This window comes from Marinobacter sp. DSM 26671 (assembly GCF_900112835.1).
Taxonomy (GTDB): Bacteria; Pseudomonadota; Gammaproteobacteria; order Pseudomonadales; family Oleiphilaceae; genus Marinobacter; species Marinobacter flavimaris.
On sequence record NZ_FONF01000003.1, the window covers coordinates 261,331 to 283,204 of the forward strand.

The 21,874-nt window shown below is 58.8% G+C and carries 19 protein-coding genes; 7 read left to right on the forward strand and 12 right to left on the reverse strand.

Translation table 11 applies throughout. The annotated features are described in order from the left end of the window. The first annotated feature begins 74 nt into the window (after positions 1-74). Both phoB and phoR read left to right on the forward strand, forming a co-directional pair. Positions 75-767 (forward strand): phosphate regulon transcriptional regulator PhoB, encoded by a 693-nt coding sequence (phoB, locus tag BM035_RS05135; protein ID WP_008173539.1) that lies wholly within the window; start codon positions 75-77, stop codon positions 765-767. A gap of 53 nt (positions 768-820) precedes the next feature. Then, positions 821-2,140, forward strand: a complete 1,320-nt coding sequence (phoR, locus tag BM035_RS05140) for a phosphate regulon sensor histidine kinase PhoR (protein WP_053113190.1) — start codon at positions 821-823, stop codon at positions 2,138-2,140. Here phoR and BM035_RS05145 read toward each other — a convergent pair. Next, a complete protein-coding gene (locus BM035_RS05145) occupies positions 2,137-3,012 on the reverse strand; it encodes a response regulator (protein WP_053113191.1) in 876 nt (291 codons plus the stop codon). The genes phoR and BM035_RS05145 overlap by 4 nt on opposite strands. Positions 3,013-3,240: 228 nt before the next feature. Between BM035_RS05145 and BM035_RS05150 the strand changes: the two genes are divergently transcribed. The 3 genes from BM035_RS05150 to rsuA all read left to right on the forward strand — a co-directional run bounded on the left by BM035_RS05150 (position 3,241) and on the right by rsuA (position 6,280). After that, on the forward strand, positions 3,241-4,491 hold the full coding sequence (locus tag BM035_RS05150; RefSeq protein WP_092030543.1) for a lytic murein transglycosylase: 1,251 nt from the start codon (positions 3,241-3,243) through the stop codon (positions 4,489-4,491). 62 nt (positions 4,492-4,553) lie between these two features. Further along, positions 4,554-5,582 (forward strand): metal-dependent hydrolase, encoded by a 1,029-nt coding sequence (locus BM035_RS05155; RefSeq protein ID WP_092030545.1) that lies wholly within the window; start codon positions 4,554-4,556, stop codon positions 5,580-5,582. 5 nt (positions 5,583-5,587) lie between these two features. After that, positions 5,588-6,280: a 16S rRNA pseudouridine(516) synthase RsuA gene (gene rsuA / locus BM035_RS05160; protein WP_092030546.1), complete on the forward strand. Its 693-nt coding sequence runs from the start codon at positions 5,588-5,590 to the stop codon at positions 6,278-6,280. 3 nt (positions 6,281-6,283) lie between these two features. Here rsuA and BM035_RS05165 read toward each other — a convergent pair whose 3' ends face one another. The 3 genes from BM035_RS05165 to ilvD form a co-directional block, all read right to left on the reverse strand. Continuing rightward, positions 6,284-6,763, reverse strand: a complete 480-nt coding sequence (locus BM035_RS05165; RefSeq protein ID WP_008173551.1) for an asparaginase domain-containing protein — start codon at positions 6,761-6,763, stop codon at positions 6,284-6,286. Positions 6,764-6,782: 19 nt separating this feature from the next. After that, positions 6,783-7,733, reverse strand: coding sequence for a D-alanyl-D-alanine endopeptidase (pbpG, locus tag BM035_RS05170; protein WP_254775373.1), 951 nt, complete (start codon positions 7,731-7,733; stop codon positions 6,783-6,785). A gap of 89 nt (positions 7,734-7,822) precedes the next feature. After that, positions 7,823-9,511 (reverse strand): dihydroxy-acid dehydratase, encoded by a 1,689-nt coding sequence (gene ilvD, locus BM035_RS05175; protein ID WP_053113195.1) that lies wholly within the window; start codon positions 9,509-9,511, stop codon positions 7,823-7,825. Positions 9,512-9,723: 212 nt separating this feature from the next. Here ilvD and BM035_RS05180 point away from each other — a divergent pair, with 212 nt between their 5' ends. After that, entirely contained in the window at positions 9,724-12,141 is a 2,418-nt protein-coding gene (locus BM035_RS05180; RefSeq protein WP_092030548.1) for a xylulose 5-phosphate 3-epimerase, read from the forward strand. Here the strand turns inward: BM035_RS05180 and BM035_RS05185 are convergent. The 4 genes from BM035_RS05185 to ald form a co-directional block, all read right to left on the reverse strand. Beyond that, positions 12,122-13,855 (reverse strand): alkaline phosphatase D family protein, encoded by a 1,734-nt coding sequence (locus BM035_RS05185; protein ID WP_092030549.1) that lies wholly within the window; start codon positions 13,853-13,855, stop codon positions 12,122-12,124. The two genes, BM035_RS05180 and BM035_RS05185, sit on opposite strands and share 20 nt — an antisense overlap. Before the next feature lie 216 nt (positions 13,856-14,071). Continuing rightward, positions 14,072-14,683, reverse strand: a complete 612-nt coding sequence (locus BM035_RS05190) for a Yip1 family protein (RefSeq protein ID WP_008173563.1) — start codon at positions 14,681-14,683, stop codon at positions 14,072-14,074. 194 nt (positions 14,684-14,877) lie between these two features. Further along, positions 14,878-15,450 (reverse strand): glutathione S-transferase family protein, encoded by a 573-nt coding sequence (locus tag BM035_RS05195; protein WP_008173565.1) that lies wholly within the window; start codon positions 15,448-15,450, stop codon positions 14,878-14,880. Between the two features lie 22 nt (positions 15,451-15,472). Then, complete coding sequence (gene ald / locus BM035_RS05200; protein ID WP_053113198.1) at positions 15,473-16,591, reverse strand: alanine dehydrogenase; 1,119 nt, start codon at positions 16,589-16,591, stop codon at positions 15,473-15,475. Between the two features lie 157 nt (positions 16,592-16,748). Here ald and BM035_RS05205 point away from each other — a divergent pair, with 157 nt between their 5' ends. Further along, positions 16,749-17,552, forward strand: a complete 804-nt coding sequence (locus BM035_RS05205) for a dienelactone hydrolase family protein (RefSeq protein WP_175497341.1) — start codon at positions 16,749-16,751, stop codon at positions 17,550-17,552. A gap of 50 nt (positions 17,553-17,602) precedes the next feature. Here the strand turns inward: BM035_RS05205 and BM035_RS05210 are convergent, their stop codons facing one another. From BM035_RS05210 to BM035_RS05225, 4 genes are all read right to left on the reverse strand, one after another. Next, complete coding sequence (locus BM035_RS05210; RefSeq protein WP_053113200.1) at positions 17,603-18,298, reverse strand: lysophospholipid acyltransferase family protein; 696 nt, start codon at positions 18,296-18,298, stop codon at positions 17,603-17,605. 170 nt (positions 18,299-18,468) lie between these two features. After that, on the reverse strand, positions 18,469-18,675 hold the full coding sequence (locus BM035_RS05215; RefSeq protein WP_008172950.1) for a cold-shock protein: 207 nt from the start codon (positions 18,673-18,675) through the stop codon (positions 18,469-18,471). Between the two features lie 239 nt (positions 18,676-18,914). Further along, positions 18,915-19,295 (reverse strand): fluoride efflux transporter CrcB, encoded by a 381-nt coding sequence (gene crcB / locus BM035_RS05220; protein ID WP_008172952.1) that lies wholly within the window; start codon positions 19,293-19,295, stop codon positions 18,915-18,917. Between the two features lie 17 nt (positions 19,296-19,312). Continuing rightward, on the reverse strand, positions 19,313-21,763 hold the full coding sequence (locus BM035_RS05225) for an acyl-CoA dehydrogenase (protein WP_092030551.1): 2,451 nt from the start codon (positions 21,761-21,763) through the stop codon (positions 19,313-19,315). Positions 21,764-21,874 lie beyond the last annotated feature (111 nt).

The following is a 21,874-nucleotide window of genomic DNA, read 5'->3' on the forward strand; positions in this document are numbered from 1 at the left end:
TGTCATATACTTGTAACACTTGGGCGTTGTAATGAGGCAGCAACAAACCAAGGTCTGACACAGGTTAAAAGCTCATGACTGGAAAAACTGTCCTGATCGTCGATGACGAGGCCCCTATCCGCGAGATGATCGCCGTGGCTCTTGAAATGGCGGATTATGACTATCTGGAGGCAGCGGACGCCCGGGAAGCCCATGCCCTGATTGTCGACAAACACCCGGATCTGGTACTCCTCGACTGGATGCTGCCCGGCACCAGTGGCGTGGAGCTGGCGCGTCGTCTGAAAAAAGAGGAAGCGACCGCCGATATTCCCATCATCATGCTTACCGCCAAGGTCGAGGAAGACAACAAGATCCAGGGCCTGGAAGTTGGTGCCGATGATTACATCACCAAACCGTTCAGCCCCCGGGAACTGGTCGCCCGCCTGAAAGCCGTGCTTCGGCGTGCGACGCCGCCGGGCGTAGACAGCCCGATTGAAGTGGAAGGCCTGACGCTGGATCCGGTCGGGCATCGGGTCACCACCCAGGATGGCGCCCTTACCATGGGCCCGACAGAATACCGACTGCTTCAGTTCTTCATGACGCACCAGGAACGGGTATATACTCGCTCCCAGCTCCTGGACCAGGTCTGGGGTGGCAATGTCTATGTTGAGGAACGGACCGTGGATGTGCATATCCGCAGGCTCCGCAAGGCACTTGGCGACCAGTACGACCATCTGATCCAGACCGTGCGGGGAACCGGTTACCGCTTCTCGACCAGAGCCGCGTAAGTAACTCCGGCCAGCTGAGCATCAGCCCCGGAACGGACACAAGGCAGTTTTTGATGCAACACAACTGGTCACGATACCTGCGCTACATTATCGGTGGCCTGATTGGCTCCACCCTGGTTGGCCTCTATTTCGGAGAGCCCGTCTACGGGCTGACCTTCGGGCTGGTTGTCTATCTGTGGTGGACGCTGGTTCAGGCCAGGCGCCTCTACCAGTGGCTGTCCAACCCCAGCGCCACCGACGAAGCCCCCCAGAGCATCGGCCTGTGGGGCGATATTTTCGACAACCTTCACAAACTGCACCAGACCCACCTGAGAACCCAGGACCGGTTGAGGGCCCAGATCAATCGGGTGCAGGAATCCACCAACGCCATGCGCGATGGCGTGATCATGACCGATTCCCGCGGCGCCATGGAATGGTGGAACGGCTCCGCCGAGTATCTGCTGGGTTTCCGGCGCAACACCGATCAGGGCCAGTACATCCATAACCTGATCCGCACGCCGGCCTTCAAGACCTATTTCGATTCACGGGATTACCGCGAGCCCCTGGAGATACATTCGCCGGCCAGACCTCACATTCACCTTCAGATCCAGATCAGCCTGTTTGGTGACGACGACCGCCTGATTGTCGCCAAGGACGTAACACGGCTGTACCAGCTCGAACAGATGCGCCGGGACTTTGTCGGCAATGTGTCCCACGAGATGCGCACGCCCCTCACGGTCATCAGCGGCTACCTCGAAACCCTGGTGGACAATGCTGCCGACCTGCCGCCTAAGTGGCGCCGGGCCATTAACACCATGGCTGCCCAGTCATCCCGGATGGAAGCCCTGATCACCGATCTGATCCTGCTCTCACGTATTGAAACCGGGGAGCAAACGGTCAACGACACCCTCACGGACGTCGACCAGTTGCTGACCCAGATCTGTCATGACGCCCGGGCGCTCAGTGGCGAAAAACAGCACGAGATTACCGTGCATATCGGCGACCACCGCCTGCTGAAAGGCGATGAAAGCCAGCTGCGCAGCGCTTTCTCGAACCTGATATTCAATGCGGTGAAGTACACCCCTGCAAATGGCCAGATTATCGTGTCCTGGTCCACCAACCGGGAAGGCGCACACCTGTCAGTCAGGGATACCGGCATCGGTATCGACCCGGTCCATATCCCCCGTCTGACAGAACGCTTCTATCGGGCCGATCCCAGTCGTCACAAAGACACCGGCGGCACCGGCCTTGGCCTGGCAATCGTCAAACACGTGCTGCTCAACCACGATGGCAATCTGGAGATTCGCAGCCGGATTGGCGAGGGCAGTGAATTTATCTGTCATTTCCCGCGGGAGCGACTCGTCGAGCGGATCCCCGAGAAGGCAGAGAGCTAGCGCATACCCGCGCGGAAGCGGGCGACAAACCTCGACAGGTCCTCCAGCTTTTTCGGGTCTTCATCAACAAAACGAATGGTAACGCTGACAAAGTCCGTGTCCTGGCGTTTGTCCACCGCCTGCAACTGGTGCACATAGCCGTTCAGCCTCGCCATCTGGCCCTCGGCGATCTCGATGTCCACCACCGCCTGGTCGAGAATCCCCGGGAATACCTGGTCCCGCTTCGCGATCACCCGCACCTCCGTCAGATTGATATCCTTGACCACCGATTTCAGGGTGCTCTCGGCAAAGCGTACCGAGGCCAGGCTCATGGGCGCCCGGGCCGAGGTCGGCCTTGTCGGTGCCGAAGGCTCGGGCCGGGGGGAGGAGGGTGGTGACTCGGCGGAAACCTCCGCCGCGGCTTCGGGCTTGCGGGTCAGCAGGTTGGCCGACTCTTTGAAGGCATCGGCAGGGCTGGCCATGGATTTGCCGCTCCGGTCCATGGCATCTTTCAGTTTGCGGCCCATCACCTTGATGATTTTCTTGCTCAACCCCTCGGGGCTGAACGGTTTGCCAAGGTATTCGGAAACGCCGCCTTTGACCGCTTCGATCACGTGATCCTTGTCGCCCCGGCTGGTGATCATGATAAAAGGCACGTTTTCGTACTGGGGCTGCTGGCGCATCCATTGCAACAATTCCAGCCCGGACATTTCTGGCATCTCCCAGTCGCACAGAATCAGGTCAAACGCGGTCCTCGACATCAATGACTGCGCTCGCCGGCCGTTCTGGGCGTCGGTAGTCTCGATGACCGGAAAACGCTGGCGCACGGTTCGCTTGACCAGATCACGTACAAAGCTGGCGTCATCCACCACCAGCGCTTTCAGCATTGCCATAGTTCAGACCTTCCCCTATCCACAACCCGGTTCTATGTTGCAACTATAGAACAAACACCCACGCCAGAAACCTGTCGGCAACAAAAAGACCACAATCGCCGTTTTTCGGGAACCGTCAGGTTAAAGAATTGTCACTCCACGGGAGCCAGGACAGTGTTTCTCCGGCTGGAAAACGCGCTAACATGGGCTCAGGATACTCCACGATCATCAGCCTGATAGAGGTTTTGTGTGCTGACCAAACCTGCAAGGATTCTTCGCCAGGGCGGCGTTACTCGCGGCTTATTGTTTTCCGGTTTTCTGTCATGTCTGTCACTGCCCGCCATTGCCCAGGACAGCGCTGAAGTTGAGCCGGCGGGATTTGCCGAATGCAAGGCCCGGCTTCAGGAGCAGGCCATTGCCGCCGGGGTCAGCAGCAAGACCGCCAGCGAGGTGATGTCCGGGGTCCAGCATCTGGCACGGGTGATCGAACTGGACCGGCGGCAACCGGAGTTCACCACTACCTTTGCCGACTACCTGAACCGGCGGGTTAACGATGCCCGGGTCAACACCGGCCGCGAACTGTTGCAGGAACATCAGGAGCTGCTGGCCAGAGTCACCCGGGAAACCGGCGTGCCCGCGCCTTATTTGGTGGCCTTCTGGGGCCTGGAAACCAATTTTGGCAGCTATTTCGGCAAGATGCCGGTACCCAGCTCCCTGACAACACTGGCCTGCGATCCCCGCCGCAGCACTTTCTTTACCGAGCAGTTGATCGCGGCCCTGCGCATTATTGACGAGGGCGCCATACCGGCAGACCAGATGGAAGGTTCCTGGGCCGGCGCCATGGGCCACGTTCAGTTCATGCCGACGGTTTTCCTGAAACACGCGGTGGATGCCGATGGTGATGGCCGCAGGGATCTGTGGAACAGCCTTCCGGATGCCATGATGTCTGCGGGCCGGTTTCTCGAATCCATGAACTGGGACGGCGACTACCGTTGGGGCCGCGAGGTACTGTTACCCGAGAATTTCGACTATTCCCTTGCGGACGGGCGCCGTCTGCCACTCGAGCAGTGGCGCGAAATGGGCATTACGGATGCCTTCGGCAAGCCACTGGCCCGCGAACCGATTAATGCCGCCCTCGTGGTGCCGGCAGGACACCGCGGGCCGGCGTTTCTTGCCTATCACAACTTCCGCGTGATCATGGGCTGGAACCGCTCCGAGTTCTACGCCATTGCGGTTGGTCATCTGGCTGACCGGATTGCCGGCGCGGGTAAACTGCAAAATCCGCCGCCCGAAAACGCCCCCGCGCTGTCCCGCGCCAACATCATCAACCTCCAGAAAGCCCTGCAGCAACGGGGGTATGAGCCAGGCAACCCAGATGGCATCATGGGCCCGGCAACGCGGTCTGCCATCCGTCAGTTCCAGGCTGCCAACAACCTGGTGGCTGATGGCTACCCCGGTGAATCGGTGCTGGCGGCGCTGGAAATACCTGCAGGACAGTGATCCACCGGAGAGTCGGTGGCCTACTACTGCAGGACACCGTTTTGATGCGAGACTGATCTGACATGGATTCACTCACCCAGGCCGCCCTGGGCGCCTCCCTGGCCGGCGCCGTAGCCGGCAAGACTCTTGGCCGCTCGGTTTTGCTGACAGGCGCAGTTCTGGGCACCCTCCCGGACCTGGATGTCGTCATCGATTACGGCACCGCAGTGGCCAATTTCACCCAACACCGTGGATTCAGCCATTCGTTGTTCGTTCTGGCCCCTCTGGCAGTGGCCCTTGCCTGGCTGCTCTGGCGCTGGAAACCACAACTGAGTTTTCAGCGGTGGCTCGCCCTGACGGGGCTGATCCTGATTACCCATCCTTTGCTGGATGCCTTCACAACCTATGGCACCCAGCTGTTCTGGCCCATCGGGCCACCCATAGCCGTCAGCAGCATTTTTATCATCGACCCGCTATACACCCTGCCCCTGCTGGCAGGCTGCCTGTTTTTTCTCGCCCGGCCGCCCGCCAAAACAGCGATAGTTGCGGGCCTGGCAGTGTCCACCCTGTACCTGGGCTGGAGTGTTCTGGCCCAGCAAGTGATGACACAGCGAGTACAACCCGCGCTTGCGGCCGCCGGCCTGGAAAACCCGGACCTGCTGGTTCAGCCCATGCCATTCAGCACACTGTTGTGGCGGGCGACGGCTCTGCAGGGTGATCAGCGGGTGGAAATTGTCACCGGCTTTCTGGATGGCGACACGCCGCTGAATCTTGAATACTTTCCACGCCGCCCGGAGCTGGCGAGCGAAGTCTCGGACCTGCCCGAGGCCCGGCGACTTGAATGGTTCACCCGGGGCTTCCTGGATTACGACCAGGCCGGCGACCGCATCACGGCCACCGACATCCGGCTGGGCATTCCAGGCGCGCACCCTTTTACCTTTGTTCTGGCGACCCGCAATGGCAGCGGCATCGACCCCACGGCGAGCTTTCGGACTCCACGCCCACCAGTAAGCTCCGAAGCCCTCGGGCTGCTCTGGTCCCGGATGATTGCCGAAACGCCGGTGCTCTGTCTGGCCAGTCTGAGCTCCCCGGCACCCGGACAAAGCTGCTGAATACCATGCGACTGGACCAGTTTATTGCCAACAGCACCGAGCTCTCCCGAAAAGAGGCCAAGCGGGCCATCGGCCGCGGAGAAGTAACGATCAATGAGCAAGTCTGCAAGGGCGCCAACACCCGGTTGGCCGGGGATGAACGGGTGGCCTTGTCAGGCACCCCTCTGAGCCTCCCGGGCGAGCGCTATCTGATGATGAACAAACCAGCAGGCGTGGTGAGCGCGACGACCGACAGCGACCATCCAACAGCGCTGGACCTGTTGCCAGCAGACATCACCCGACATCTCCATATTGCCGGGCGCCTCGATGCAGATACAACCGGCCTCCTGTTACTGACCACCGATGGACAGTGGTCTCACCGGGTCACCTCACCGCGAACCGACTGCCCCAAGACTTACCGGGTAACCCTGAACGAACCTCTGAGCGACGCTGCGGCACAGCAACTGGAACGTGGTGTGGACCTGCATAATGATCCCCGGCCGACGCGACCGGCCCGGGTGCATTTTCTGGAAGACAGGATCATTGAGCTGACGATTTCGGAGGGGCGCTATCATCAGGTCAAGCGCATGATGGCAGCGGTTGGCAACCACGTGGAAGCCCTTCATCGTGTCCGCATTGGACAGGTCGAACTGGACGATGCGCTGATGCCCGGCGAATACCGGGAACTGACCGCCGAGGAAAGAGACAGCCTGGCGTGATACTCAGGTGCGCTCGAAACGTTGCGCCTTGAGATTCTTGCGCACTGCACCGGCCTCGAACACTTCACCATTCATCGCGATATACACACCCGGCGGCAGCAGCTGCACCGCAGCCCAGGCAAACCCGACATTGAATACCGCATCGGTTCGGCGCATACGGGCCGGCTGCATCGCGCCGGTCAATACGATGGTCTTGTCCTTCAGGCCGGACAGCACCGCCGCAGTATCGGCCATGGTGTCCGTGCCGTGGGTGATAATGATTCGGCCACAATCGCATTCACTGGCCGCCGCCAGTACCTGCTGGCGATCATCATCGGTCATCTCCAGGCTGTCCTTGCGCAGCAGTTCCCGCAGGCGATAGCCCTCGTGGATGTTGGATTCAGACAGCAGCTCCGGCAGTAGGCTGTGCCCTACCTCGAACTCGCTGTTGGCATCGAAGTAGACCTTGTCGATGGTGCCACCGGTCGTGAATATCTGGATCATAACGGGATTCCTTTCAGTGTCAGTTCACACTGACCGTACTGTTACCAGCGGTCGCGTATGACGCGTTCTTTTCCTGTTCGTAACGCCGGGCGGCAGCGGCCACCGAGCCCCTGGCTCCGGTATCAAGCCAGCGCTTTATCCGTCCGGCATCGCCCATCGGCGAGCGGGTACCGAGGGAATCAAGCAGCACGGTCACCACCTCTTTGCCGTTCATCTTCGAAATCATCACCAGGCAGCGCCCGGCCTCGGAGAGATAGCCGGTCTTGCTGAGGGCCACCCCCCAGCTATCCCGATGCACCAGGGCATTGGTATTCCCGAACGACAGGCTGTAACGGGGCTGCCGGAATTGCCCACGGAAATAACCGGTGGTGGAGTACTCCCGGATTTCCGGGTAATCAGCCGCAGCGTTTACCAGCTTTACAAGATCCGCGGCGGTTGAAAGGTTCTCCGACGACAGCCCGGTCGGATCAACAAACCGGGTACCGGTCATTCCCAGGGCCGCGGCCTTGGCGTTCATCGCCTCGATAAAGGCATCGAACCCGCCCGGGTGGCTACGGGCAAGGGTGTAGGCGGCAAAATTTTCGGAGGACATCAGTGCAATGCGCAGGACATCTTTACGCCGCATCTCCGAGTCGATGCGAATCCGACTGTAGGCGTTGGCGGCGGCGGGCGTATGCCGCTCATGAAAAATCAGCCACTCATCCAGCGGCTCGCCGGATTCCAGCACGACCAGCGCGGTCATGACCTTGGTGACAGAGGCAATGGGTACGGACCGGTCGGCATTCTTGCCGAAAATCAGCTCGTTATCACCAGCCACGGCAACCGCGGCATTCACCGATGCCAGGTTTGGACCATCCTGTTTCGACGATGCTGACGAACTGGCCGATGCCTCCTGTTGGTGAGCCTGGGACATCCCGGGCTGCAGCGCCAGCAAAAACACCCACCAGATGGCCATACTGCGGATACCCATGCTTCAAAGCCCCTTCACTTGTTAACTGTACGGGCAATCACTGCCCCGCCAGCGGCGGATTATAGCAGTGATTGCCCGGAGTCATCGGATCATGGCAGATCGGTAATGGCCCCGTTGGATGCAGAACCCACGGTGCGAGCGTATTTTGCCAGAACGCCGCGAGTGAACCGTGGCTTGGGCGCCTGCCAGGCCTGCCGACGACGTTCCAGTTCCTGATCCGAGACATCCAGCTCAATCCGATTACTGACGGCATCAATGGTAATGGTGTCGCCATCCTCGACCAGCGCAATCGGGCCGCCCTCGGCCGCTTCCGGTGTGATATGACCAACCACGAAACCGTGGCTGCCCCCTGAGAACCGGCCATCGGTAATCAACGCGACATCGCTGCCCAGGCCCTTGCCCATGATCGCGGAGGTGGGGCTCAGCATCTCCCGCATGCCCGGTCCGCCTTTGGGGCCTTCGTAGCGGATGACCAGCACATCGCCGGCCACCACCGTGCCGTCGAGAATCCGCTCCTGGGCTTCTTCTTCCGAATGGAATACCCGGGCACGGCCGGTAAAATGCGTGCCTTCCTTGCCGGTGATCTTCGCCACCGCTCCCGTTGGTGCGAGATTGCCAAACAGGATCCGCAGATGGCTGTCAGCCTTGATCGGGTTGTCGAAGGCGTGAATGATGTCCTGCCCTTCCGGATAGGGGGCAACATCAGCCAGGTTCTCGGCCAGCGTCTGCCCGGTTACGGTCAGACAGTCGCCATGCAGCAGACCGCGATCCAGCAGCATTTTCATCAGCGGCTGGATACCGCCGATGGCCACCAGCTCCGACATCATGTAGTGGCCGCTCGGGCGCAGATCCGCCAGCACCGGCACCCGCTTGCCAATCTCGACAAAGTCTTCCAGCTCCAGATCGACACCGACGGTGCTGGCCATGGCCAGCAGGTGCAGTACCGCATTGGTGGAACCGCCCAGGGCGATGACGACCGTAATGGCGTTTTCGAAGGCTTTCCGGGTCATGATGTCGCTGGGCTTGATGTCTTTCTCCAGCAGGTTCAGCACTGCAGCCCCGGCACCTCGACAATCCTCCGCCTTGGTCTCCGACACAGCGTTCTGGGCGGAGCTGCCCGGCAGGCTCATGCCCATGGCCTCGATAGCCGACGCCATCGTATTGGCGGTATACATGCCACCACAGGACCCTGGCCCCGGAATCGCGGTTTCCTCTATCTGCTTCACCTCAATCAGATCCAGATCACCACGGGCGTGGGCACCCACGGCTTCAAACACGGAAATAATATCGGTGTGGTTCTCGCCAGGCATGATGGTGCCGCCATACACGAACACAGATGGCCGGTTCAGACGCGCCAGGCCCATCATGCAACCGGGCATGTTCTTGTCGCAGCCACCGATCGCCACCAGGCCATCGAACCCTTCACAACCGGCCACGGTCTCAATGGAATCGGCGATCACCTCCCGGGACACCAGGGAATACTTCATGCCCTCGGTACCGTTGGCAATGCCGTCCGATATGGTAATGGTATTGAAAATAAGCGACTTGCCGCCGGCCTCATCGGCTCCGGCAGCCGACTCCTCAGCCAGTTGGTTGATGTGCATGTTGCACGGCGTGAGGTTACTCCATGTGGACGCAATGCCGATCTGGGGCTTTTTGAAATCCTCATCGGTAAACCCGACGGCCCGAAGCATGGCACGGCTGGCGGATTTGCCAATGCCATCAACAACGGGGGCCGAATATTTCCGGCGCTTGTCCTGATTCTTGTCTTGCGTCATGGGAGTCTCCTTATCAGGTGGCTTATTCGAACAGACTCTCAGAAACCATGGCTTTCGGCAACGGGCAGGCGAGCAAGCCTGTACGCGGGCGGGTGGAGCGCTTGGCTTGGAGCAGTCTGCAGAAAGATGCAGTTTCGACTGACCTGCATCAATGGCAGTTCACAGCGGTGGTTTTAAAATTCGCGGACACACTGACGCCATGGAGGCATCTCATGCCATTTCCCATTCAAACAGCAGCGGTGAATCATGTCGCTTCAGACTGCCCGGATTTCCGGCGCTGGTGCGATGGTTATGGCGTCATCCAGCACAGTGAAGCCACGCAACATCAGGTCAGCCTACTGGCAGAACACCTGGTTGCTGCCGGCCACCAGCCCGATGCTGCCACGGTCTATCGTAAACTCGCCGACCTGGACAGACTGACCAGTGCCGGTCTCTGGCTGGTAGTTCACATGACCTACGCCCGCCGGGTTGATGTCTCCGGCCAGCCGCTGGCGCCTCAGGACCTCAAGACCAATCCGGAAGGCCACACCGGCGGGGCACTGAACATGGTGCCGGCCTATGCCGGCTATCTGGCTCTGAACAATCTGACCGGACGCACACGGAGCTGGCTGATGGGCCAGGGGCACTGCGTTGCAGCCGTGGACGCCCTGAATGTCCTCACCGGAAACCTTCATCCGGAACAGGCGGAACGTTATCGAGGGCCGGACGGGCTCTCAACTCTGGTTTCCGATTTCTACAGCTACCGCCAGAAGCCGGACGGTACCATGGCCGCGCCCCTTGGCAGCCACGTCAATCCGCACACCGCCGGTGGTATTCTCGAAGGGGGCTACCTCGGGTTTGCCGAGCTGCAATACGCCCATATGCCCCTGCCGGGTGAGTCTCTGGTGGCCTTTCTGTCTGATGGGGCCGCCGAGGAGCAGCGCGGCAGCGACTGGATCCCCCGCTGGTGGCGCGCCGAGGACTGCGGCGCAGTGATGCCGGTTATGATTGCCAATGGACGGCGCATTGAACAGCGAACCGAGCTGGGCACCCGCGAGGGTCTCGAACGTTTTGAAGCGCATCTCGAACACAGGGGCTTTGTGCCCTTCCGTTTTGATGGCCGCGATCCTGCCGCCTTTGTCTGTGCTCTCTATGAAATGGAGCAGGCACTCGCCACCAATGGCGAGGCGGCGCTGCGGGGAGAGAGCGGCTATCCCGTTCGGGTACCCTATGGCATTGCGGAGACCACCAAGGGGTATGGTTTTTATGGCGCCAGCAGCAATGCAGCCCACAACCTGCCACTGCCCGGAAACCCGCGAATGGATGCCCGGGCCAGGGAGCTGTTTAACGAGCATGCCGCCAGATTGTGGGTGGCTCCGGATCAGCTTCAAAACGCCATCACTCATCTTAACCAGCACGCCGGGCAATCTCGCCCACTTGAGCGTGATCATGCTCTCGCGACCCGCAATCCACCGGACCCGATAATCCCCCGGCTTCCGGCCTGTCGGGAATGCACCTCGCCGATGAAGGCTGTGGATGATTTTTTCCGGGCGCTGGTAGCCCAGAACCCGGACCTCAGGGCCAGAGTGGGCAATCCGGACGAGCTGGCAAGCAATCGTCTTGGCGGAGTGCTGGATGATCTGAAGCACCGGGTGAACGATCCCGAGAACGATCAGGAGTCGGTGCACGGCAAGATCATCACGGCACTGAACGAAGAATCTGTGGTATCGGCCTGCCTGGCCAACAAGGCCGGGCTGAATCTGGTCGCCAGCTATGAGGCCTTCTGCGTGAAAATGCTTGGCGCCATCCGCCAGGAGCTGATTTTTGCCCGGCACCAGAAAGAAATCGGGCGGCCTGCCCGCTGGCTCGGCTTGCCGGTTATTGCCACCTCACACACCTGGGAAAATGGCAAGAACGAGCAGTCCCATCAGGACACCACCTTCTGCGAAAGTATGCTCGCGGAGATGAACGACGTCTCCCGGGTGCTGTTTCCGGCAGACTACAACAGCACCCTGGCAACATTGCCATCGGTATTCCGTGAAAGGGGCACGATCAGTTGCATGGTGATCCCGAAACGGGAACGCCCCTGTGTCTTCGACACCCGGGAAGCGGAACTGCTGGCGAGGCACGGGGCCCTGGTGGTGGATGAAGATACCTCGTCCGGTGAACCATTGCTGCTCATCGCCAATGGCGCCTACCAGTTATCCGAGTCAATCAGAGCCTGTGAACGCCTGAGGGAGACCGGCACCCCCTTTCGCCTGGTCTATATCCAGGAACCCGGCAGATTCCGCCAACCGAGGGACACCATGGAAGCCCAGGTATGCCTGTCCGAATTCGAGCGGGAGCGCCTGTTCCCCCACCGCATTCGCCGACGGGTTGCTCTCACGCACATGCGCCCGGAGGTCTTCCGGGGCCATCTCCATCCGCTGTTCCCGGAACCGTCGCAGGCCCGGGTTCTTGGCTACATCAACCGCGGCGGGACATTGAATGAGGCCGGCATGCTGTTTGCCAACGGCTGTTCCTGGGGCCATGCACTGGCTGCCTGTGCCAGCGTGATGGACAAGCCCCCGGGCGAATGGCTGTCCAGTGCGGAGCTGGCAGCGGTAGAAGGCCGGGGGGACCCGGCGGTGATTACCCGGGGCCTTCCATGAGGGTGCGTTGACCGACCAGTACCCGCCGGGAAGCGGTGCGGCTCGCGTCGATCTGATATTCCTTTGACTTGATGGTGTCCACGAAATACCAGTCAGCCCGGGCTTCTTCCGGCGTAAAGGTCACCAGCATGTAGCCACGCTGATTCACGTTCAGGTAATCCAGGTCATCCACCAGCAGACCAATGGCCTGTTCCGCGCCCTGAATCATGTCATCCGGAATGCCCAGATACTCCTCCAGGCCGGGTGATGTAACCGACGCTGTAGCGAACTCCACGCCAATCTGGTCGCCCTGGATGTCTTTCAGGTTGTTGGCCCAGGCGTTATGGGTATCCCCCGCCAGTACAACCAGGTTCTTGTTCAGCGCCTTGGCCGTTCCCAGAACCACTTCCCGTTCATATTGGTAGCCATCCCAGGCGTCCAGATTGTAGGGGGCAACTGTATTGATGCGAGCCAATTCCTCTGGAGTCAGGGACGGATCCCCTTGGAGCTCCCGGCCTTTGAGCTGGGCCAGTTCCGCCAGTTTTTCCGGCAGACCGTCAAACTGCTCAGTAGCAATGGCCACCAGCAGCTCCGCAGGCAGATTCATTCGGCCCATGAGGACCTGTTGCCCCAACACCTGCCATGTGGCGGTGGAGTAGTTCAGGGAAGACTGCAGCCAGAGCAATTGCTCGGCGCCCAGCAGGGTACGGTTCTGACTGCCAACATCCGCTGTAAAGCGGACGGCATCGAGGCCTTCTCCCGTGAAATAGTCCATGTAGTCCAGTTGCTGATCACGCCCGATAATGCGGGTATCCAGCATGTGCAGGTCCACCAGATTGCCGAACCGGAAGGTCCGGAAGATGGCCTCGTCGCTGCCCTCGATCACAGGGCGGATTGGCATCCATTCAAAATAGGCCTTCAGGGCATTGAGCTTACGCTGGGTGAAATCGCCCTCGCCATCATTGTGGTTTTCAGCTCCCTCTTCCCAGGCGTCGTTCGCCACCTCGTGGTCGTCCCACACCACAATGAACGGCACTCTCGCATGCAGGGACTGAAGATCCGGGTCTGCCCGATACGCAGCGTAACGTCTGCGATAGTCCACCAGTTCAATCAGCTCAAGATTGTTGTCCTCAGAAAAGGTCCTCCCCAGAGCCTGGGCATCCTCTGCCGCATAACTGCTGCTGTCGGAGCTGTATTCGTAGATGTAGTCGCCCAGATGGACCACGGCATCCAGGTCATTCTGTTTACTGATTTCCCCGTAGACGTTGAAATAACCGGCCGGATAATTCGCGCAGGAGACCACGGCCAGGCGCACAGAGTCGATACTGCCTTCCGGTAAGGTCCGGGTTACGCCCACCGGTGACTGCCGATCGGTCGTCTGAAAGCGGTAATAGTAGCTCTGCCCCGGTGCCAGGCCGCGGACGTCCACCTTGACGGTGAAGTCATGGGCCTCAGTGGCCTCTGCCGTGCCGGAGTGCACAAGGTTCTCGAAACCCTCATCCGTCGATACCTCCCAGGCGACACCGACAGGTGCCGAACCGGTCGCCGGTGCAGCCCTGGTCCAGAGCATGACACCATCGGCAAGCGGGTCGCCGCTGGCCACGCCATGGGTAAAGCTGATTGTTCGTTTGTCGGAGCTGTCCAATACACAGCCTGCGAGGCCGGTCGAAATCACCACGGCGCCCATACCCATGGCTGATGCCTTCAGAAAATCCCGTCGTGTCAGTCGTTTCATTGTTATATCTTCCCCTGCGTTCGTCCCTTGTAGTCTCGACGTTCTGCACCTTTCGCCGTTTCTACTCCAAATGAAGAAGCTAATCGGGCTTGGTTAAGAACGCATTGCCAATTTGCGACAGGGGGATGGCAAATCACGACAAGTCTTTTGCAAGAACCAGAAACCATAAAAAAGGGGAGCCAGTGGCTCCCCTTTTACGGTCCGTTTAAACCCGGTCTATCCGCTGATAAATACCGGACCGACTCCGAAGTTCCAGAGAATGACGGAACCCACTCGAGTGGATACCAGGATCACCAGGGCGACGGTCAGCAACGCTCCGGCGTACATGACCGCCCGCTCCTTTTCGATGCCCATGACAATCGGCAGTCCGTCATACATTAGATAGGCGCCATAGCAGGCGGCGGCCAGGAAGACGATGGCGTTGAACCAGGGCACTGGATACAACAGGGCAAATCCTGCCAGGAACAGAGGAGTGCAGGAGTAGGCTGCCAGGGCAATACCGTTCGAGGGTACGTGTTCTTCCTTGGCGCCGTAGGTTCTTGCCATCCAGTTGATGGCATAACCCAGCGCAAAAACGCCGACCAGCATTGCCAGATAGGTCAACACGCTGAGCTGCATTGCACTGATCTCGGTTAACTTGATCAGCCGCTCATTGCCAACCGTCCAGCCGAAATAGGCAGTCGATATATAGGCACAAATGGGAGCTATCGCCGCCAGAATCAGAACATAGGCAACATAGACCCGGCGCGGAGTTTCATGTTCTTTTCGTATGGAAGCCCACTCTTCATCAGGATGGGTAAAGAGACCGAACGCATGTGACAGGAGCATGGATGACCCCCTCTCTCTTCTATTGTTGGTATTTATACGTACGGAACGCGGTAACCGGCAGATCAGACGCTGTTCCTTAATCTTAACTATAGTCAAGAACAGCGATTGCGAAAGCAAAATGACGCAGGATGATCGGGCAAGTTTTTTTCAGCCTTGGCTGGAGGCGGCGGCCGGCGATTGCCGGCCGCGCGGAGTCAGGAATTGCGCGGATCGGTCTCGGCAACCCAGGGGTAATCCCGGTGGCTGTCGCGGAAGGATAACAGGCTCTCCACACCGGAAAAGTCCACCAGGTCCCTGAAATCCAGCCAGTCTACCAGGCAATAAAGACAGATGGCCGGGTAATTCCATTCCTCGAACTGGCCCTCTTCCGCCATTGCCGACAGCGTGCGCAAGGTTGTCATGATGCGTTCACGTTGAAGGTTGTAGAACATCAGGTCGGCGCCGGTATCGATTCCGGACTTCTCCGAGAGCAGCAAGGTGACCGCGGAGTCATTGGCGCCATCAATCATGGTCAGCTGGTTTTCCTGATCCCAGGTCAGCGGATCGCGGCCCTGTTTGGCACTGATGTAACGGGCGATAATCCGGGAATCATAGATTTCCTTGCCACCGTCTTCGAGTACCGGAATTTTCAGGGTCGGATTGTTTCGCCGCAGCTCGTCCCGGCCTTCACCATAGATATTGAGATTGAGGAATTCATAGGGCTCTTCGTCCAGCAGGATACGAATGCGCCGAACGTAAGGTGAAGTAGTGGATCCGATCAGTTTCATGGTTTCTCCGGGGATTTCACACTCAGGATCCCAACAGGGATTCAGGGTTGGTGTATGGGTGCCCGGTCGCTTCTGCCACTTCCCTGTAGGTCACCTTGCCCGCGGCCACGTTCAGCCCGGCCCTGAGGTGTTGATCTTCCTTCATCGCCCGATCCGGACCCTTGTTGGCCAGGGCCGCCACAAAAGGCAAAGTGACGTTATTCAACGCCAGAGTCGACGTGCGCGCAACGGCACCCGGCATATTCGCCACGCAGTAATGTACCACACCATCAACAATATACGTGGGATCGTCGTGCGTCGTGGCCCGGGAGGTTTCGGCACAGCCACCCTGATCAATGGCAACGTCCACGATAACGCTTCCCTCCGGCATCCGGCGGATCATGTCGCGGGTGATCAGCTTTGGCGCAGAGGCCCCTGGAATGAGCACACTGCCGATGACAAGATCGGATTCCGTCACCGCCTGATCCAGAGTCTGGGCCGTTGAAAACAGGGTTGTGATGCGGTTGCCGTAGAGATGGTCCAGGTTTCTGAGTACGTCCATGTTGCGGTCCAGAACCGTGACCTGGGCACCCAACCCGACCGCCATGGCAATCGCATTCTGGCCGACAACTCCGCCACCAACGACCGCTACCCGCGCCGGACTGACACCGGGTACGCCGCCCAATAGCACGCCGCGACCGCCCATGGCTTTCTCCAGGCAATGGGCACCGGCCTGGATCGACATGCGCCCGGCGACTTCCGACATCGGCGCCAGCAGGGGCAAGTGCCCTCCATGGTCGGTCACTGTCTCATAGGCAATGCAGGTAGCGCCGGACTTCACCAGGTCGTCCGTCTGCGCTTTGTCCGGGGCCAGATGCAGATAGGTGAAAAGCGTGTGCTCCGGCTTCAGCATGGCCCGCTCTTCGGCCTGGGGCTCCTTGACCTTGACGATCAACTCTGCGGTATCGAAAACCTCCCCGGCCGTCTCAAGAATTCGCGCTCCGGCCTGCCGATAATCCTCGTCGGAAAAGCCAATGGCGAGGCCAGCTCCGGTTTCCACAAACACCTCATGATTGTGGCCGCACAGCTCATGAACGGCAGCGGGTGTCATGCCTACACGGTATTCGCGGTTCTTGATTTCCCTGGGTACACCGATCCTCATACACAACCTCCAGATCATTCGGGATTTGCGTGTGTCTGACTGTAGTGTAGTCAAAAGGTCCTATACTGGATTGGCAACTGATTGCATCGGTTTACCGGTTCCGGGCGTAGATTTCCGGACAAAAAGACAATCCGACCCAAAAGGAGTAGGACAGATCATGACACCCCTAAAAGCAACAGCGGCAGCCGCAACCTTCTCAATAGCGCTGGCAAGCACGCAGGTACTGGCAGAAATGCAAACCAAGACCGTTGAATACAAGGTCGGTGAAACCACCTTCACCGGTTACATGGCCTGGGATAATGAGTTCGAAGAGAAGCGCCCGGGTGTTCTGGTGGTGCATGAGTGGTGGGGCCACAATGACTTCGCCCGGGATCAGGCAGAGCGGCTCGCCGCCGCCGGCTATACCGCCTTTGCCCTGGATATGTATGGCTCTGGCAAGCAGGCGGACCACCCTGATACTGCCCAGAAGTTCATGCAGGAAGCGACCAAGGACATGGATCAGGTGAAGGCGCGCTTCATGAAGGCGATGGAGATCCTGCAAAACCATGAAAGCGTTGATGCGTCCCGCATCGCTGCACAAGGCTACTGTTTCGGCGGCGCGGTGGTCCTGAATATGGCACGTATGGGCGTGGATCTCGACGGCGTCGTCAGCTACCACGGTGCGCTTGGCAGCCCCATAACCGCCGAAGCCGGAACAGTGAAGGCCAGGGTTCAGGTTTACACCGGCGGTGCCGACAAGATGGTTCCCTCGGACCAGGTCGCCGGCCTGGTGAAGGAGATGCAGGACGCAGAAGTCGATCTCACCCTGGTGAGCTTTCCCGGCGTGCTGCACTCATTCACCAATCCTGGCGCTGACAAGGTCGCCGAGGAGTTCGGCATGCCGATAGGTTATGACGAAGAGGCCGCCACCCGTTCCTGGGAGGGAACCATGCGTTTCTACGAGGCTATTTTCGCCCGGTAACACCGTGCGCTGAACACCGGAACCCGGCCGGACGGCCGGGTTCTTCTGCTTCAGAGGGACGACGCAATACTGTTGCGAACGTCTGTCATCAGATCATCCAGCGGCAAAGCCCCGGACGCCATCGGGGGATGAATGACGATTTCAATGTCACCGCTGCTGAAGGCAGCACTTCCCTTGGGCAATCGCTGGTGGGACCCACAGATGGTGACAGGAAGAATCGGAAGCTCGCCATCCTGTGCAATGACGAAACCACCCTTCTTGAAGGGTAGTAATTTGCCATCCCACGAACGGGTTCCTTCCGGGAAAATCAGAATGCCGGTGCCGTCCGGGAGCTGGCCGACACCCCGCTTGATGCTCTCCAGTGCATCACTGCCTTTCGAGCGATCGATAAACAAATTCCGCGAGGCTTCCAGTGCCAACCCGAACAGGGGCACCTTGCGCAACTCTTTCTTGATCACCCATCGATATTGCAGACCAAGGGCGAGCACCAGCGCTGGGGGATCAAGATAGGAGGCATGGTTGCTCAGAATGACATATCGCTGACCGGGCTCGATGTTTTCCCTGCCACGAACCTTGAGGCGGATACCGCAGACTTTCAGGATAATCCATGCATAGATCTGGGTGCCGTGGAACGCTGCATCCCCTCGCTTCCCCAAAAGGGCTGCAATAACAATCGGGAAGAACAGAATCAGGGTGAGCAGTATGGCCCAGAACAGGATCCAGGCGGCCTTGAGCGGTCGGAGCATGTAATGATTCCTGGAGATCTCGACTTCCGGTTAAACGAGCAGCAGGTCGGTAAAGATTACACAATGATGGGAAAATAACAAAAGCGTGCCACCTTGCCAGGCGTTTTTCAGCCATTAAAAAAGGCAGCCGAAGCTGCCTTTTTGGCGGTTATTGCCGAATCCATCAGGGATTACAGGGCAACAACGTTCTCCGCCTGAGGACCTTTCTGGCCCTGGGTAACGGTGAACTCAACCTGCTGGCCTTCTGCCAGAGTTTTGAAACCGCTGCCCTGAATAGCGCTGTAGTGAACAAAAACGTCCGGGCCGCCTTCACGAGTGATAAAGCCAAAGCCTTTTGCTTCGTTGAAGAACTTAACAGTACCGGTAGTAGTAGACATACTTAAACTTCCTGAAATCAATCATATTATCTGCCGCCTCGCACCTTCATGGTGTCAGGTCAGCGTTTTGCGGAAATACAGAACTCGCGGAATCAAAAACAGGACGGTCACTACTAACTGCGGAGGTACGTCTTATTCATGAAATGCTTTACTGAATCTTTCCTACGCCTTTCACTTTACTCCTGAATCCGAAGCTTGCCAAGGGTATTTTCGAGAATTTGTGTAGGTAGTGGTACCCATCATCCCTTCACCAGGCCAAAGGTGTAAATTCCCAGTGCAGTCATGAGGATGGAGCCGACAACGTGGGCCAGAATACCGGTGATGGCCATGGCCCATTTGCCGTCCTGGATTGCAGCAAACATCTCGAGTGAAAACGTCGAAAAGGTGGTCAGCGCACCGCACAATCCGGTTATGGCAAATAGCCGCCACTCTGGTGCCAGCGTTGTGCCATGGCTGAAGTAACCGATCAGCAGCCCGATCAGCCAACCACCACTGAGATTGGCAACCAGCGTTCCGTAAGGAACGGCATGGTATGTCGTGTTCAACCACAATCCCAGAGCCCAACGAAGGTTGGCGCCGATGACGGCGCCAACACTCACAGCAACGAACGACAACCACATGTCAGGGCTGTCTCCTGTCAGGCAGGGTTGTGATCAATCACTGTCTCCTTATTGCGCGCAAACTCATCAAACGGGAAGTCATCGACCGTCAGCATCTCGAGTACCACCGTCTCATACTGGCGCATGAAATCGGCCTCTTCCTTGGTATAGATACCAGCCTTCAGGGCCGCCTCAAACCGCTCTTCCGGATGCAAGGCGGTCATCGGCAATTCACCTTTGGCGTAGGCCTTGGTCGCTTTCCGGTATAGCTGTTCTGCCTTGTCATAGTCCTTGAGCAGACCGTTGTAGCGAGCCACCGGATTCTCCACGGTGCCCTCGCCATTGGTATGCCAGATGCTGGCAATCAGCTTATTGCGGATAGGCGTGTCTGTGGATATTGCACGAGCCAGTTTGCGCGCAAGGTCGTCCTGCGGACTGCCCCAGCGACGGCCAAGCGGCATCGTGACGCCCCGCAGAACCAGCGCCACGGCGCGATTCGGCAGGTTCTGGAGGAACTCATCCAGGGCGTTTTCAGTGCGATGCAGCAGCATGCCCAGGCTGTACTCCATTACTTCCTTCTCACCCTCTACCGGCTGGGTCTCGTGCCAGTTCTTGAGGACCATGGAAGCCAGGTACAGGTTGGACAGCATATCCCCCAGCCGTGCAGAGATAAGCTCCCGCATTTTCAGTTCGCTGCCAAGCGTGGTCATCGCGGCATCCGAGCACAGACCAAAGGCTGCGCTGAAGCGGGCCACGGCCTGCGCGTACTTGCGACTGGCACTGTCAAACGGCACATCTGCCCGTCCAAGACCAAGAGCCTGGGTGAAGGCGCGGGCGGCATTGCCGAAAATCAGCCCGGCGTGGCCGAAGAACGCATCGTCAAACGCGTTGATATCATCGTTGTCCTTGGCCGCCAGCTCCTTGAGCACATACGGATGGCAGCGAATGGCGCCCTGGCCGAAGATCATCAGGCTGCGGGTCATGATGTTGGCACCCTCAACAGTGATCGAGACAGCGGCACCGCTGTAGCCTATGCCCAGGTAGTTACGCGGGCCAAGCGTGACGGTCTTGCCACCGTGAACGTCCATGGCATCGGTCAATACACCGCGCTGGAACTCGGTAAGGTGGTATTTAAGGATGGCAGACGGCACTGCCGGCTTCTCACCTTTATCAATCATATTGGCAGTGTGGTTTACAGCTGCCTGAGAGATATAGGTCTTGGCGGCGATTCGGGCCAGAGGCTCCTGCACACCCTCCATATCAGCAACCGGCGTATTGAACTGACGGCGGATACGGGTAAAACCACCAGCGGTGCCAACGGCCGACGCAGCCGCACCGGCCGCACCGGACGGCAGGGTGATGCAGCGACCCACCGACAGGCACTCAACCAGCATACGCCAGCCCTGACCGGCCATATCCACGCCACCGATGATGTAGTCCAGCGGAATGAAGACGTCTTTACCCTTGATCGGGCCATTCAGGAACGGGCTGCCAATCGGGCAATGACGACGGCCGATCTCCATGCCTTTGGTGTCCCTGGGGATCAGTGCGCAGGTAATACCATAGTCTTCGGTTTCGCCCAGAAGCCCGTCCGGGTCGAACATGCGAAAGGCAAGGCCAACAACCGTGGCGATGGGCGCCAGGGTGATCCAGCGCTTCTCGAAATTCAGCCGGATACCGACAACTTCCTTGCCATCGACTTTCTGTTTGCAAACGATACCGGTGTCCGGAAGCGACGTCGCATCTGAACCAGCCCTTGGGCCCGTCAGACCAAAGCACGGAATTTCACGACCGTCTGCAAGCCTTGGCAGGTAATGGTTTTTCTGCTCCTCGGTGCCGTACTTGACGAGCAGCTCGCCAGGACCAAGGGAATTGGGTACGCCCACAGACACCATGAGCGTCTCGTTGGATGCCAGTTTTTGCAGAACTGCAGACTGCGCCTTGGCAGAGAATTCGAGGCCACCGTATTCCTTGGGAATGATCATCCCGAAGAAACCTTCCTTCTTGAGGAAGTCCCACAGCTCTTTGGGCAGATCAGCCCGCTCGACCGCCACGTCCCAGGTGTTACACATGGAAATTGCCTGGACACACTGGTTGTCGACGAAGGCCTGTTCTTCCTCGCTCAGGCCGGTATTGCGGTTGATCAGCAGGTTGTGCCAGTCAGGCCGACCAGTGAACAGTTCACCGTCCCAGCCGACCGTACCGGCTTCGAGAGCCACTTTCTCAGTCTCCGAAACCTTCGGTGCGACCTTCTTGAACATCGCGAAAATGCGGGGTGTCAGCCAGCTTTGGCGAAACCCGGGGAGGCCGGCAGCAGCTGTTACGGCGGCACCAATAAACAAAACCAGGGCCAGCAAACCAGAGGCAAAAATCAGCGACAGCAGGCCGGTAACGGCCATTACGCCAATCGCGGACGTTGCACCAGACTCGCGCCGCATCACAATCAGCAGGCCAGCCAGTGCCACTACAAACAGTATGAAAGTCATCATAGGTTCTCTCTGTCATCCATGGTTCGGGAATGTCGAAGACTATAAACCGTTACGTTTACGGTACCGCATCAGATGAGGGCTGACCAGCAAATGCCGCACAGTCAGCCAGTT

Excerpts from the sequence above, each read along its gene's own strand:
- phoB (WP_008173539.1), top strand. The coding sequence starts at position 75 with ATGACTGGAAAAACTGTCCTGATCGTCGATGACGAGGCCCCTATCCGC.
- phoR (WP_053113190.1), top strand. The coding sequence starts at position 821 with ATGCAACACAACTGGTCACGATACCTGCGCTACATTATCGGTGGCCTG.
- BM035_RS05145 (WP_053113191.1), bottom strand. The coding sequence starts at position 3,012 with ATGGCAATGCTGAAAGCGCTGGTGGTGGATGACGCCAGCTTTGTACGT.
- BM035_RS05155 (WP_092030545.1), top strand. The coding sequence starts at position 4,554 with ATGGATTCACTCACCCAGGCCGCCCTGGGCGCCTCCCTGGCCGGCGCC.
- rsuA (WP_092030546.1), top strand. The coding sequence starts at position 5,588 with ATGCGACTGGACCAGTTTATTGCCAACAGCACCGAGCTCTCCCGAAAA.
- BM035_RS05165 (WP_008173551.1), bottom strand. The coding sequence starts at position 6,763 with ATGATCCAGATATTCACGACCGGTGGCACCATCGACAAGGTCTACTTC.
- pbpG (WP_254775373.1), bottom strand. The coding sequence starts at position 7,733 with ATGGGTATCCGCAGTATGGCCATCTGGTGGGTGTTTTTGCTGGCGCTG.
- ilvD (WP_053113195.1), bottom strand. The coding sequence starts at position 9,511 with ATGACGCAAGACAAGAATCAGGACAAGCGCCGGAAATATTCGGCCCCC.
- BM035_RS05180 (WP_092030548.1), top strand. The coding sequence starts at position 9,724 with ATGCCATTTCCCATTCAAACAGCAGCGGTGAATCATGTCGCTTCAGAC.
- BM035_RS05185 (WP_092030549.1), bottom strand. The coding sequence starts at position 13,855 with ATGAAACGACTGACACGACGGGATTTTCTGAAGGCATCAGCCATGGGT.
- BM035_RS05190 (WP_008173563.1), bottom strand. The coding sequence starts at position 14,683 with ATGCTCCTGTCACATGCGTTCGGTCTCTTTACCCATCCTGATGAAGAG.
- BM035_RS05195 (WP_008173565.1), bottom strand. The coding sequence starts at position 15,450 with ATGAAACTGATCGGATCCACTACTTCACCTTACGTTCGGCGCATTCGT.
- ald (WP_053113198.1), bottom strand. The coding sequence starts at position 16,591 with ATGAGGATCGGTGTACCCAGGGAAATCAAGAACCGCGAATACCGTGTA.
- BM035_RS05205 (WP_175497341.1), top strand. The coding sequence starts at position 16,749 with ATGACACCCCTAAAAGCAACAGCGGCAGCCGCAACCTTCTCAATAGCG.
- BM035_RS05210 (WP_053113200.1), bottom strand. The coding sequence starts at position 18,298 with ATGCTCCGACCGCTCAAGGCCGCCTGGATCCTGTTCTGGGCCATACTG.
- BM035_RS05215 (WP_008172950.1), bottom strand. The coding sequence starts at position 18,675 with ATGTCTACTACTACCGGTACTGTTAAGTTCTTCAACGAAGCAAAAGGC.
- crcB (WP_008172952.1), bottom strand. The coding sequence starts at position 19,295 with ATGTGGTTGTCGTTCGTTGCTGTGAGTGTTGGCGCCGTCATCGGCGCC.
- BM035_RS05225 (WP_092030551.1), bottom strand. The coding sequence starts at position 21,763 with ATGATGACTTTCATACTGTTTGTAGTGGCACTGGCTGGCCTGCTGATT.